The 12,429-nt window shown below is 37.3% G+C and carries 14 protein-coding genes; 12 read left to right on the forward strand and 2 right to left on the reverse strand.

Annotated features, from left to right (window positions below):
* Nucleotide 1 precedes the first annotated feature (1 nt).
* From ispD to rpoS, 8 genes are all read left to right on the forward strand, one after another.
* Entirely contained in the window at nt 2-757 is a 756-nt protein-coding gene (gene ispD, locus IE155_RS08075) for a 2-C-methyl-D-erythritol 4-phosphate cytidylyltransferase (RefSeq protein ID WP_268245245.1), read from the forward strand.
* The gene (gene ispF / locus IE155_RS08080; protein ID WP_189377735.1) at nt 754-1,266 is read left to right on the forward strand and encodes a 2-C-methyl-D-erythritol 2,4-cyclodiphosphate synthase; all 513 of its coding nucleotides are present in this window, start codon (nt 754-756) and stop codon (nt 1,264-1,266) included. Before ispD ends, ispF begins: the two co-directional genes overlap by 4 nt.
* A gap of 6 nt (nt 1,267-1,272) precedes the next feature.
* Nucleotides 1,273-2,343: a tRNA pseudouridine(13) synthase TruD gene (gene truD / locus IE155_RS08085; protein ID WP_189377831.1), complete on the forward strand. Its 1,071-nt coding sequence runs from the start codon at nt 1,273-1,275 to the stop codon at nt 2,341-2,343.
* 3 nt (nt 2,344-2,346) lie between these two features.
* On the forward strand, nt 2,347-3,099 hold the full coding sequence (surE, locus tag IE155_RS08090) for a 5'/3'-nucleotidase SurE (RefSeq protein WP_189377736.1): 753 nt from the start codon (nt 2,347-2,349) through the stop codon (nt 3,097-3,099).
* 10 nt (nt 3,100-3,109) lie between these two features.
* Nucleotides 3,110-3,772: a protein-L-isoaspartate(D-aspartate) O-methyltransferase gene (locus IE155_RS08095; RefSeq protein ID WP_189377737.1), complete on the forward strand. Its 663-nt coding sequence runs from the start codon at nt 3,110-3,112 to the stop codon at nt 3,770-3,772.
* Nucleotides 3,769-4,347, forward strand: coding sequence for a YqaA family protein (locus IE155_RS08100; RefSeq protein WP_189377738.1), 579 nt, complete (start codon nt 3,769-3,771; stop codon nt 4,345-4,347). The genes IE155_RS08095 and IE155_RS08100 overlap by 4 nt, the downstream gene beginning before the upstream one ends.
* A gap of 30 nt (nt 4,348-4,377) precedes the next feature.
* Entirely contained in the window at nt 4,378-5,211 is an 834-nt protein-coding gene (locus tag IE155_RS08105) for a peptidoglycan DD-metalloendopeptidase family protein (protein WP_229817151.1), read from the forward strand.
* An 85-nt stretch (nt 5,212-5,296) separates the two neighbouring features.
* The gene (rpoS, locus tag IE155_RS08110; protein WP_189377739.1) at nt 5,297-6,220 is read left to right on the forward strand and encodes an RNA polymerase sigma factor RpoS; all 924 of its coding nucleotides are present in this window, start codon (nt 5,297-5,299) and stop codon (nt 6,218-6,220) included.
* Nucleotides 6,221-6,284: 64 nt separating this feature from the next.
* On the opposite strand, the gene mutS is transcribed toward rpoS, so the two are convergent.
* Entirely contained in the window at nt 6,285-8,855 is a 2,571-nt protein-coding gene (gene mutS / locus IE155_RS08115; RefSeq protein ID WP_189377740.1) for a DNA mismatch repair protein MutS, read from the reverse strand.
* A gap of 356 nt (nt 8,856-9,211) precedes the next feature.
* Complete coding sequence (locus IE155_RS08120; protein WP_189377741.1) at nt 9,212-9,385, reverse strand: hypothetical protein; 174 nt, start codon at nt 9,383-9,385, stop codon at nt 9,212-9,214.
* 374 nt (nt 9,386-9,759) lie between these two features.
* On the opposite strand from IE155_RS08120, the gene IE155_RS08125 reads away from it, so the two are divergent.
* From IE155_RS08125 to IE155_RS08140, 4 genes are read left to right on the forward strand one after another with little or no spacing between them, the layout of a single operon-like run.
* Nucleotides 9,760-10,017, forward strand: a complete 258-nt coding sequence (locus tag IE155_RS08125; protein WP_189377742.1) for a hypothetical protein — start codon at nt 9,760-9,762, stop codon at nt 10,015-10,017.
* Nucleotides 10,017-10,274, forward strand: coding sequence for a hypothetical protein (locus tag IE155_RS08130; RefSeq protein ID WP_189377743.1), 258 nt, complete (start codon nt 10,017-10,019; stop codon nt 10,272-10,274). Before IE155_RS08125 ends, IE155_RS08130 begins: the two co-directional genes overlap by 1 nt.
* Nucleotides 10,274-10,546, forward strand: a complete 273-nt coding sequence (locus IE155_RS08135; RefSeq protein ID WP_189377744.1) for a hypothetical protein — start codon at nt 10,274-10,276, stop codon at nt 10,544-10,546. Before IE155_RS08130 ends, IE155_RS08135 begins: the two co-directional genes overlap by 1 nt.
* Nucleotides 10,540-12,408 (forward strand): rolling circle replication-associated protein, encoded by a 1,869-nt coding sequence (locus tag IE155_RS08140; protein ID WP_189377745.1) that lies wholly within the window; start codon nt 10,540-10,542, stop codon nt 12,406-12,408. The genes IE155_RS08135 and IE155_RS08140 overlap by 7 nt, the downstream gene beginning before the upstream one ends.
* The last annotated feature ends 21 nt before the right edge of the window (nt 12,409-12,429 follow it).

Consider the following 12,429-nt stretch of genomic DNA (forward strand, 5'->3'; position numbering starts at 1 on the left):
TGTGACTAAACAAACTGAACAAGTGACTAATTACGATACTAGTCATTTAGTGGTGATTGTTCCTGCGGCTGGAATAGGTAAGCGTATGAAAATGCAACAGCCAAAACAATATTTAATGATAAAAAACCAAACAATTTTAGAGCATACTGTTCATCGTTTATTGTCTCACCCTAATATCGTTAAAGTTATAATAGTGATCAGCCCAGATGATGACTTTTTTGCTACAACTGATCTGGCAAAGTTAGATAATGTTAATACCGTTGTAGGTGGAAAAGAACGCGTTGATTCTGTACTTGCAGGATTAAAGTCTATCAATAAAGAAGAATATCCTTGGGTGCTTGTCCATGATGCAGCGAGACCTTGTGTGAGTCATCATGATATTTCTGCTTTAATTGAGCAATGCCAAATAGCCAATACAGGTGGTCTTTTAGCAACTCCAATTCGAGATACTATTAAGCGATCAACTCGCCTATCTGATCAAAATTTAGTGCTTGAAACTGTTGACCGTGATCAATTATGGCACGCGTTAACACCGCAAATGTATCCGACAGAAAAATTATTATTTGCAATTGAAACAGCGTTAACTAAAAATGCGATAATTACCGATGAAGCATCAGCAATAGAGCATATTGGAGTTGAAAGTTTATTAGTTGAAGGCAGTAGTGATAATTTAAAAATTACCCGACCTGACGATTTACAATTAGCTGAATATATTCTGTCAAAACAACAGCAACAAAAATTTAAGGAAATAGTGTGAGAATAGGTCATGGCTTTGATGTGCATAAGTTTGGTGGCGAAGGCCCAATTGTCTTAGCTGGAGTGCCTATCCCTTATCCTCAAGGCTTTATTGCACATTCTGATGGCGATGTTGCTATTCATGCATTATGCGATGCCATATTAGGGGCATTAGCTTTGGGAGATATTGGAAATCATTTTCCTGATACAGATTCTCACTATGAAAATATTTCCAGTAGAATCTTACTTAGACATGTTGTCCGATTAATGCAAGAACACGATTACATTTTAGGCAATGCCGACATCACTATAGTCGCACAAGCACCTAAAATAGCGCCACATATACTAGTTATGCGTCAGAATCTTTGTGCTGATTTACAATGTGATATTAGCCAAGTTAATGTTAAAGCTACGACTACAGAGAAGCTTGGGTATACAGGAAGAAAAGAGGGGATTGCTGTTCATAGTGTTGTTCTACTTGTTAAACAGGATAATTGTTTAAATTCGCATAATTCCAATGAGAATAATTAAGTGACTATGAACCTTGCTTACCTTTATGGAGAACCAACTTCAACAGGTGATTTACGTACCAAAATGGAAGACTTTGTTGTCTTAGAACAATTATCTTTTACGCCAAGTGGAACGGGTGAACATTTACTTATTAAAATCCGTAAAACAGGAGTCAACACTGTGTTTGTTGCTCGTCAACTAGCCAAATACTTTGGTGTTAAAGAGGCTATGGTCACTTATGCTGGCTTAAAAGATCGTTTTGCAGTGACGGAGCAATGGTTTGGCGTTCATATACCTGGAAAAGCAACTGATGATTTATCTCAATTAACAATTGATGGTGTAGAAGTACTCACATACAAACGACATGATAAAAAGCTCCGTATTGGTGCTTTAACCGGTAATCAATTTGAGATTACTCTGCGTTCGGTGCGTAATGCTGATGAATTAGTTCGCCGATGGTATGCCGTAGTTAGTCATGGTGTACCCAATTATTATGGTGAGCAACGTTTCGGAATTAATGGAGGGAATATTGACAGAGCTAAAGCTATGTTTACTGGTGTAAAGGTCAAAGATCGTAAAAAACGTAGTATTTATCTTTCTGCCGCTCGCTCTTATCTGTTTAATGAATTAGTAAGTGAACGTGTTAAAAATAATCATTTTGAAACGCTAAGTGTTGGTGATGTGATGATGTTAGCTGGCACACAATCGATTTTTCATTTAGATGAAGTTGATGAAAGTATTCAACAGCGTTTTAATGAAAAAGATATCGATTTAACTGCTTGTTTATGGGGCTCTGGAGAGCTAAAAACTACTGGGAGAATAGCCGCTGGGGAATATGCTTTAGTTGAAAAACACCCTGAAATTTGTCACGGATTGATTAAGTTTGGTTTAAAGCAAGAGCGTCGACGTATCAGACTTTCATTAAGTAATGCTGAAATAATTGTCGATAAACAAAGTTCAGAAACGGATGATAAATATAGTAAAATCTTATTGAAATTTTTCTTACCAGCAGGCTGTTTTGCCACCACCATATTACGAGAATTACTTATTTATAATGACTTAACGGAGCGAGAACATGCGGATAGCCATAGGGAATAAGCGATGAATATATTATTAAGTAATGATGACGGTGTAAATGCTTTAGGTATCAAAGTACTTTATCAGGCGTTAAGTCAATTTTCTAATGTTACCGTTGTTGCACCTGATAGAAATTGCAGTGGCGCAAGTAACTCACTTACTTTGTTAAATCCTTTACGTGCTGAAATACTTGAAAATGGTTTTTACTCTGTTAATGGTACTCCGACTGATGCGGTACACCTAGGGATAAGTCAGCTTGTTAAGCCGTTACCTGATTTGGTAGTAGCAGGTATTAATAAAGGTGCTAATTTGGGAGATGACACGTTATATTCTGGTACCGTGGCGGCTGCTACCGAAGGGCGTCATATGGGAATGCCTGCTGTAGCGGTTTCACTTGCTGGAAAAGATGAACAGCACTATGAAACAGCAGCTTGTGTTACTGCAAGCTTTATTAAGCATTTAGTTAAACATCCTTTACCGGCAGATCAAATAATTAATATTAATGTGCCAGATATTCCTTTATCTGAATTAAAGGGCATTAAAGTTACACGTTTGGGACATAGACATAAAGCCGAAACAATGAAACGCATGCAAGACCCTTGGAATCGAGATATATTTTGGTACGGTTCTTTAGGGAAAGAGCTTGATGCTGGTGAAGGAACAGACTTTCATGCCATTAATCAAGGATATGCGTCAGTAACCCCTTTAACCGTTGATATGACAGCATATAAAAGTATAGACTCCATGTCGCAGTGGATAAATCAATTAACATTATGAGTATTGTAAAATGAATGCCAGATCAATAAGTAGTATTGGCGCCAAAACAAATAGAAGCGGTGAGCTTTTAGCACAAAAATTACAAGCTGAAGGTATTGTAAATCCTCAAGTTTTACAAGCTATTGCGAGAAGTCCTAGACACATATTTGTTCCTGAAATATTAGCACATAAAGCCTACGACAATACAGCATTACCAATAGGACAGGGACAAACTATTTCCCAACCTTATATTGTGGCAAAAATGTCAGAATTATTAATTGCTGGCGGTACACCTGAAAGTATCTTAGAAATAGGTACAGGATCTGGTTATCAAACATCTATATTAGCTCAACTGACACCTAAAGTATTTTCAGTTGAGCGGATTAAGTCATTACAATGGCAGGCCATGCGTAAGCTTAGGTCAATTGATTTTCATAATATTTCGATGAAACATGGTGATGGCTGGCAAGGCTGGAAAAGTAAAGGACCATTTCAAGCGATTATTGTAACGGCTGCCCCGACAACAGTACCTCAAGCTTTACTTGAACAACTAACTGAAGGTGGTAGGTTAGTGATACCTGTTGGCGAAAAAACACAAATTTTGAAAATTATTACTCGCAATGGCAATGAGTTTAATGAACAGCAAATAGAAGCCGTTAAGTTTGTTCCATTAGTGCAGGGCGACTTACTTTGAAAATATTCACGCCACTTTATGATTGGACAATAAAATGGGCTAAACATAAGCTAGCACCTGTTATGTTGGCAATACTAACATTTGCAGAGTCAGTTTTTTTCCCTATTCCTCCTGATGTTTTATTAGCGCCTATGGTACTAGCCAACAGAAAAAAAGCATGGTTTTATGCGAGCTTAACAACAATATCATCAGTGATTGGTGGTGTTGTTGGATATTATCTTGGCTTCTTAATGTTTGAACCTTGGATCCAACCACTCATTACTGAATTTGGTTATCAAGAACGCTTTAATACAGCCATTGCTTGGTTTGAACACTGGGGAGTTTGGGTGGTATTTCTTGCGGGATTTTCGCCAATACCTTATAAATTATTTACGGTAAGTGCTGGCTTTTTACAGATGCTTTTTTTACCATTTTTACTGGCTTCTGCAATAGGGCGTGGTTTACGCTTTTTCTTGGTTGCGGGGGTCATTTATTATGGTGGTGAAACCATGGAACAAAAAATTCGACAATGGGTTGACGTTTTAGGCTGGTTAGTAGTGATATTAATTATTATTGCTTATTTTGTGATGAGATAGAAACTTTCAAATAGGATTTAATACGTTATTTTGTTTAACTTTACACGTAGCTGTACAATAACTGTCATCATTGTTTTATTATTAGTTGGGTGTTCTAGCAGACAATCGCCTGCTCCTGTAGTTGATGTAAAGGCACATGTACCGTTACACAAACGGGTAAAAAGTAGCATTACCACAACCGAGTATATTGTTAAAAAAGGTGAAACGTTATACTCAATAGCGTGGAGGGCTGATTTAGATGTACGTGAATTAGCTCAACTTAATAACATCCCCCCCCCTTATCGCATTTATCCAAAACAAAAATTATTTTTAGATAAAAATGCTCGCAACACTAGTAATAGTAATACCTCTACAGAAACGCCTCAAATTGGTCAACCAAAAGTGGTAAAAAAACCTGTTGCGACTTCTAAAAAGCAGGCGTATGGTGGTAATACAAGACGGGAAAATTCAAGCAATAATTCCCCGTTGAGTACCGGCACATTTTCACAAAAAATTAGTCAGTGGAAATGGCCAAATAATGGCCGAGTGATTTCTAAATTTTCTACGAAAAAACAAGGAAATAAAGGAATTGACATCGCAGGTAACAAAGGCGATTTGATTAAAGCAGCGGCTGACGGAAAAGTAGTATATGCTGGAGATGTTTTACGAGGGTATGGTCGGTTAATTATTATTAAACACAATGATGATTATTTAAGTGCTTATGCGCACAACGATAGTATTTTAGTTAAGGAGCAGCAAACCGTAAAAGCTGGCCAAGTCATTGCCAAAATGGGTGATACAGAAGCGAAAAGAGTCATGCTTCATTTTGAAGTTCGCTTTCGTGGAAAATCTGTAAATCCATTAAAGTACTTGCCGAGAAGATAATAATTAATGATAGGTGTATGGAGTTAACGTGAATATTTAATTAGTACTTAAGTATAGGCTTTGCTAAATTTATGGGAGATATAGCATGAGCATAAAAAAAGATTTAAATGAGTGTACAGGTGACAATGTTGCCGTTGAGAATAATTCTAATAAAATTGTGGATGATACTCCGTCAAATCTAGATGCAACGCAATTGTATTTAGGGGAAATCGGTTTTTCACCTCTGTTAACTGCCGAAGAAGAAGTCTACTTTTCACGCCTTGCTTTAAAAGGTGATGAACCCTCTCGTAAACGTATGATCGAAAGTAACTTACGTTTAGTTGTTAAAATCGCACGTCGTTATAATAATCGCGGATTACCTTTATTAGATTTAATTGAAGAAGGAAATTTAGGGCTTATTCGAGCCGTGGAAAAATTTGATCCTGAACGAGGCTTTAGATTCTCAACTTATGCTACATGGTGGATACGTCAAACAATTGAACGTGCCATTATGAATCAAACCCGCACTATTAGATTGCCTATACATGTCGTTAAAGAACTTAATATATATTTACGTACTGCACGAGAACTTATTCAAAAACTCGATCATGAGCCTACCGCAGAAGATATCGCGGCGGAGCTTAATGTACCCGTTGCTGATGTTTCTAAAATGTTACGTTTAAATGAACGTATTTCGTCTGTAGATACACCTTTTGGAGGTGAGTCTGACAAAGTGTTGTTGGATATAATTCCTGATGAAAAGAGTGGTGGACCAGAAAATGAGCTGCAAGATAATGATATTAAGAATAATATTGTGCATTGGTTAAATGAGCTCAACTCCAAACAGCGTGAAGTATTAGCAAGACGCTTTGGTTTATTGGGTTATGAAGCGGCTACTCTTGAAGATGTTGGTGTTGAAATAGGTTTAACTCGAGAGCGTGTACGTCAAATTCAGGTGGAAGCCTTAAAACGCTTACGTGATATTTTAAGCCAACAAGATTTATCTATTGAAGCGTTATTTCAAGCTTAAACTCGGTCATTTTCATAATAAAAAAACCAGCATTCAGGCTGGTTTTTTTAAAAGTGTTTTTTAGTTATTTAAGTTTATTCTTAAGCTTAAATAACAGATCGAGTGCTTGCTTTGGGCTAATATCATCGACATCAAGCGCTTTTAACTCTTCAACAATAGGGTGACTTTCATCTACTAAGCTTAGCTGCTCAAAAGTTTGAGGTTGTAAACTAACATTAGATGCACTTTGTTGACTTTCTAATTCACTTAAGCGTTGTTTTGCTCGTTGTATTACCGTTTTAGGTACGCCTGCAAGTTGTGCCACCTGTAATCCAAAGCTTTTACTAGCCGCGCCTTCTTGTACCGCATGCATAAAAATTATTTTTTCGTCATGCTCAACAGCATCTAAGTGTACATTAGCTAAAGTTGAAATTTGCTCAGCTAATAGGGTTAATTCAAAGTAATGGCTAGCAAATAACGTAAAGGCTTTGGTTTTTAGTGCTAACATTTCTGCACATGCCCAAGCTAATGATAAACCATCGAAAGTACTTGTTCCTCGACCTATTTCATCTAACAACACTAAACTTTTTTCTGTTGCATTATGTAAAATATTAGCTGTTTCTGTCATTTCGACCATAAAGGTTGATCGACCACTAGCGAGATCATCCGATGCCCCAATACGGGTAAATATACGGTCAACCATGCCAATATTAGCAGCGCTTGCTGGTACAAAACTGCCAATATGTGCAAGTAATACAATTAATGCTGTTTGTCTCATATAAGTCGATTTACCGCCCATATTAGGACCGGTAATTATGAGCATTTTCCTTTGATCTGTTAGTACAACTGGATTGGCAATAAAGGGATCTTGTGTCATTTGTTCAACGACCGCATGACGACCAGCTTCTATATTTATGCCTGGTTCTGCTAGTAAATTAGGCATAACGTAGTTTAACGTTTCAGCTCTTTCTGCAAATGTCGCTAGTACATCAACTTCAGCAATTGCTTGTGCAAGGGTTTGAAGTTTGTCTAGTTCAGGTAAAATTAAATCAAACAGTTGTTCATATAAACGTTTTTCTAATGCAAGAAATTTACTCTGTGCAGTAAGTACTTTATCTTCATGCTGTTTTAATTCATTAGTAATAAAGCGTTCGTTATTTTTGAGTGTTTGTCGTCTAATATAATCGTCGGGCACTTCTTGCGCAGCATTACGGCTTATTTCTATATAAAAACCATGTACGCGATTGTAACCAACTTTAAGCGATTGAATTCCAGTTCTTTGCTTTTCTCGTTCTTCTAATTGAGCCAAAAATTCAGTTGCGCCCTCACTTAAATCACGTAATACATCTAATTCTTGGTGATAATTAGCAGCAATAACACCACCATCACGGATTAATACTGGAGGGTTTTCAACAATAGCTTTTTGCAAAAGTGTAGCAATATTGCCTAGTGGAGCAGTATCTGCTTTTAATTGACTCAGTGCAGATAATTCATCCATTGTTAATAATTGTTGTAATTCAGGTAATAACAATAAAGCATTACGTAATCGGGCAAAATCTCGAGGGCGTGCTGAGCGTAGTGCAATACGAGCGACGATTCTTTCAATATCCCCCATATGTTTAAGTAAGCTATGTAAAGGGGAATAAGTATCTGTTGTAATTAAGGCTGATATAGAGTTTTGTCTTGTCCTTAAGGTATCAAGATCTCTAAGTGGAAAATGTAACCATCGTTTGAGTAATCGTGAACCCATAGGTGTTGCAGAAGTGTCTAATATTGAAGCAAGCGTGTTTTCACTTCCACCCTGTAAGTTTTGAGTAAGTTCTAAGTTACGTCGAGTAGCAGCATCTAAAATTACACCTTTAGCAGCTGTTTCAGCTAAAATAGAACGTATGTGAGGTAATGCAGAGCGTTGACTATCTTTAACATACTGTAACAAACAACCCGCGGCCATTAATCCAATATGTTTATCGTTTACGCCAAAGCCGGTTAATTCTTTCGTGCCAAATTGTTCATTAAGTAATTTCTGTGCTGTATCTAAATCAAACTCCCATTCAGGTCGACGTCTGAGCCCTTTGTATTTACTGAGCATCGTTGTATCTTGAAACGTTTCAGGATATAAAAGCTCTGCGGGTGATAGTCGTTGTAGTTCTGCTTGTAATTGTTCTGTTGTAGCAGGTTCAGTTAACACAAACCGCCCACTTGTCATATCTAAGTATGCTAAACCAAAGCCTTGTTGTTTTTCAGCGATAGCCACAATTAAGTTGTCTTGTTTGTCCGTTAATAAAGCTTCATCACTAACCGTACCAGGAGTGACAATACGAACGACCTTTCGTTCAACAGGTCCTTTACTTGTTGCAGGATCGCCAATTTGTTCACAAATGGCTACAGACTCACCTAATTGAATTAGGCGAGCTAAATAATTTTCGACTGCATGATACGGTACGCCTGCCATTGGAATTGCATTACCACCAGTCTTTCCTCTAGCTGTAAGTGAAATATCTAATAAATCAGAAGCCTTTTTAGCATCATCAAAAAATAATTCATAAAAATCCCCCATTCGATAAAAGACAAGAATATTCGGAAATTCAGCCTTAATTGTTAAGTACTGACGCATCATTGGAGTATGAGAGGATAAGTCTTGGGTTACTTTAGTCATTAAATATATTTTAAATTTTTTTCTCAAATAATGTGTCGTTAATTATGCCATAAGGACAAGCATTAGACCCATAAGTTTTCATCAAAGAATTATTTATAGCTGATTATTACAATATTACTGTAAATAATAACGGAGTAACTTTTTCAACTTAAAATATAGAAAGTTACTATTTTGATTATTTGCCAATTAAAACAATGTATTAAAAGTATGGCTTGTTTAAAAATAAATGGATAAAAAAAATAATTATAAAAAAGCTTGATACTGTACACACTTACTAGTATCAAGCTAATTTACAACAATTCTATTAAAATCAATCAGATAAAATAGAAGTTTTAACGCGCCATGAAAGGCGTGTTTTAAGAGGTTAAACGGGTTGGATTTCTAAAAGCGTTTGATACTATCGGATTATGAATTCTTTCGGCATACACCGCCATGTAAGCTAATACGGGGTCAACGCCGCTAATATCAATAATCTTTTCTAAAACTTCATCACTTGGCAATCTGCGCCCGTTTCTGTATGCGCTGAACATTTGCCTCGTTATTCCAAGTTTTATAGATGTTTTGGTGTCGCTTGCCTCGCCGCAAGCCTTGTTTAGTAGGTCTTGTAAGGTCATTTTGTTTTACTCGTTGTTGTTGGCTAAATTAAGTTTAGTGCCTGTAAACTGATAAGACAACCCGTAACCGAACAGTTTACTTTTGTATTACTCTAGTGTTTACTAAAAAAGCTTTCGCGGCTTATATCGATTTACTTGTTGTTGTTGGCTCAATGTTCAAGCAATTCAATCAGGCTCGAAAGCACTCCATTTTAAACATTTTAAAGTTCTTCCTTTGGTTGTCGGGTGCGGTTCGAAACAATCCCGACAATTTTCTAAACCAAAGTAAGAAAATAACAAAGGGTAGATTAATGAAAACTGAACAAAATCCGCACAAGTTGATAATGGTTCGAGCAGAACAAGATAAGTTATTAACCCTATTTGCAAAAGAAATCATCAATAAAAACAAGTCCAGACCTGATATTGCAAACATGCATTTGTCAGAAATGCGCCACAAAATCAATAGCGCAAAAATTAAAAATAATAACCCAATACAAAGAACGCGGGATAGCCTCGCCGCTATGGTCGGTGTAACAAGTCAGATTAAAAAAGCGGCGGGGCTGGTGTAATGAAGTGTACAGAGGAAAACCTTAAAAAGTATGTTGTTAGCAACCTTTATTCAGCGGTGGAGCATGAGTTTAGAGGGGTTGATTATAAGTGCGAAATTGAAAGACAAGTAAAGGGGTTAGAAAATCTTTGTGAATCGCTGGGTTTTTATGAGTTAGAGGTTATCTGCAAAATGGTAGGAAGTCTGATTTGCAATGATAGTTTCGACGAGGCTAGGGGTGTAGCGCGCACGTTAAAAAAAGCGGCGGGGCTGGTGTAATGAAAATGCAAAAAACCTACTCGGCAAAAGATATTTGGGCGGTAGCTTGGCGTTTACAACGTAAAAATAAAGCGGGGGATGATGAATTTCCTTTTGCATTGCTTAAGATAAAAAACTTAATGACAACAAAAGGTCAAGGGGGTGTTTTTTTTAAAATGATGTTAAAAGCTAAGTGGGCTTTTATATATCGCGAGCGATATAAACACAAAAAAGAACGCGCATTAAGTACAAAGCAAAGACTGTTAATGTTAAAGGTTACTGGAAAATGGTAATTAACAAAGCAATCGACCACAGCAAGCGGCTAATAAAGCCGCTTTTTTTAGTTCCAACAAAAAAGCAATTGCAAACAGTTGACGAGCTAAACAAAGAATTCGACTTGCAGACCAAAAAACACCGCGTAGCGGCTCAAAATCGCGTAGCGATTGACGAGGAAAGACTTAGGCTAGTCAAGAGGGGCGAAAGTCCGACAAAGGAATTTCAACACGTCGCTAGTGCAAAAAAACACGTGTTTGATGTGCAAACACAAGTTAATCAATACGAGGTCAAGAAATGGCGTGAGCATTGCGAGAAACTGCATTTCTGTCCTGAGCCGTTAAGCTTACCGAGTAGGAAAACGATAAGCGAAAGAGAATACGTTAAAAGTCAAAATATAAAACCGCTTGGTTCGATTAGCGCAAATTCAAAAGTTTGCGTTCGTCTTTACGCTCAAGAGTGGGCGAATAAGTTTCGTTTTGGTTTTGAGTCGGGCGCGTTGGGTGCAAAAGTAGCGCCGCCAATAACCACAGGCGAAAGAAAAACAAACGAATTAACAAAAAATGCGACGAGACAGATTTTAGAATCGGGCGCTTATTTATCAGCAACAAGGGCGGGTTATACAACGTTTTTAACATTAACGTTTGATGATATTGCTCGCGGTAAATTAAAGCGAGAAGAAACAACCATCGGGAAAGAGGTATCTCGATTTTTTGACGCGGCGCAAAAAATATACCAGCGGGGCATGGAAGTAGGGTTTTATCAAGATGATAACGGCGAGTTTATCGATTACGACAAACCAAAAAAAATAAAATTTTCCTTACCTATGTATTGTCCTGAACTGGTTTTTCCTCGTTTGCCATGCGGCGATATAAAGGCGTTACCAGATTTAGAAGAGTGTATTCCTTATAACTTTAGAAAGCATATAGAGTGCGATTACTTGGAAAATGATGCCGTTTACGGCTTAAAAAAAGTCTATCCACCGCTTGATTATATGTGGGTCGCTGAAAACCCTAAAAACAAAGCGGGCGAAGACAACCCGCACGTTCATATCATGATGAGATGGAAAGTTGAGAAAAAGCATTTTCGTGCATGGGCGGAAAGGCTCGAAAGTATTTGGGGGCATGGGTTCGCCAAGCTTGAGCGAATTCATACACCGCAAGCCGCAAGTAATTATCTATTAAAAGCGGTTGGTTACTTGTCGAAAGGTTCGAGCGGTGAGCAAGGCGAAATCAAAGGTAATCGGTACAATGTTTCTGCAAGCGCTCGCGCTCCGAAATGGGAGTGCATAGGCGAATTTTTCGCGGATAATTTTATTGCCATATTGGGCGAATTACGGGAAAAATTACATCGTAAAAAATTAAAAGCTTATGCCGATAAAATCGCGGTAAATGCGAAATTGTCAGAAGAAAAAGCGAAATTTAAAAAGCTGTCAAATATCAATAAAAAGTCGCCAAGCGAAAAACGCCAAGCGTATATCGAACACTTAAAAAATAGACTGTTAGGCGGTGACAAAGCGTTAAAAAGTATTAATGAAAAATTAAGCGAATTACCTTTTATTAATGATTTTGCAATAGGCAACTTAAACAAAGAGCAAGCAGATAATTTCATTTATTGGGCTATGCGCGAAAGGTTTTGGAATACCGCTATAACAGACGATAAAGCAACGTTTAACCAGCTTAAAAAACAAACCTTTGAATCAATTAAATTTATGCGTCAAGCCGCGAAAATCCCTGAGCACATTATTTTAACGAATAAGCTTACGTGGCAATGGGCGGAAAACGATTCTAATTTTGAGGCAATAGAAACAAGACAAGATATTTTTATAGATGATAATGGTGTTGAATGGTCACTAGATAAAAATATTTATAAAACAGCCTAAGCAAACAAAAGAGGTCAACGA

It is taken from the genome of Thalassotalea profundi, from assembly GCF_014653195.1.
In the GTDB taxonomy this organism is placed as follows: Bacteria; Pseudomonadota; Gammaproteobacteria; order Enterobacterales; family Alteromonadaceae; genus Thalassotalea_B; species Thalassotalea_B profundi.

What these genes read in the sequence shown, in the direction of transcription:
- IE155_RS08120 (WP_189377741.1), bottom strand. Translation starts at nt 9,385, where the DNA reads ATGTTCAGCGCATACAGAAACGGGCGCAGATTGCCAAGTGATGAAGTT.
- mutS (WP_189377740.1), bottom strand. Translation starts at nt 8,855, where the DNA reads ATGACTAAAGTAACCCAAGACTTATCCTCTCATACTCCAATGATGCGT.
- IE155_RS08095 (WP_189377737.1), top strand. Translation starts at nt 3,110, where the DNA reads ATGAATGCCAGATCAATAAGTAGTATTGGCGCCAAAACAAATAGAAGC.
- IE155_RS08140 (WP_189377745.1), top strand. Translation starts at nt 10,540, where the DNA reads ATGGTAATTAACAAAGCAATCGACCACAGCAAGCGGCTAATAAAGCCG.
- rpoS (WP_189377739.1), top strand. Translation starts at nt 5,297, where the DNA reads ATGAGCATAAAAAAAGATTTAAATGAGTGTACAGGTGACAATGTTGCC.
- IE155_RS08135 (WP_189377744.1), top strand. Translation starts at nt 10,274, where the DNA reads ATGAAAATGCAAAAAACCTACTCGGCAAAAGATATTTGGGCGGTAGCT.
- truD (WP_189377831.1), top strand. Translation starts at nt 1,273, where the DNA reads ATGAACCTTGCTTACCTTTATGGAGAACCAACTTCAACAGGTGATTTA.
- IE155_RS08130 (WP_189377743.1), top strand. Translation starts at nt 10,017, where the DNA reads ATGAAGTGTACAGAGGAAAACCTTAAAAAGTATGTTGTTAGCAACCTT.
- surE (WP_189377736.1), top strand. Translation starts at nt 2,347, where the DNA reads ATGAATATATTATTAAGTAATGATGACGGTGTAAATGCTTTAGGTATC.
- IE155_RS08125 (WP_189377742.1), top strand. Translation starts at nt 9,760, where the DNA reads ATGAAAACTGAACAAAATCCGCACAAGTTGATAATGGTTCGAGCAGAA.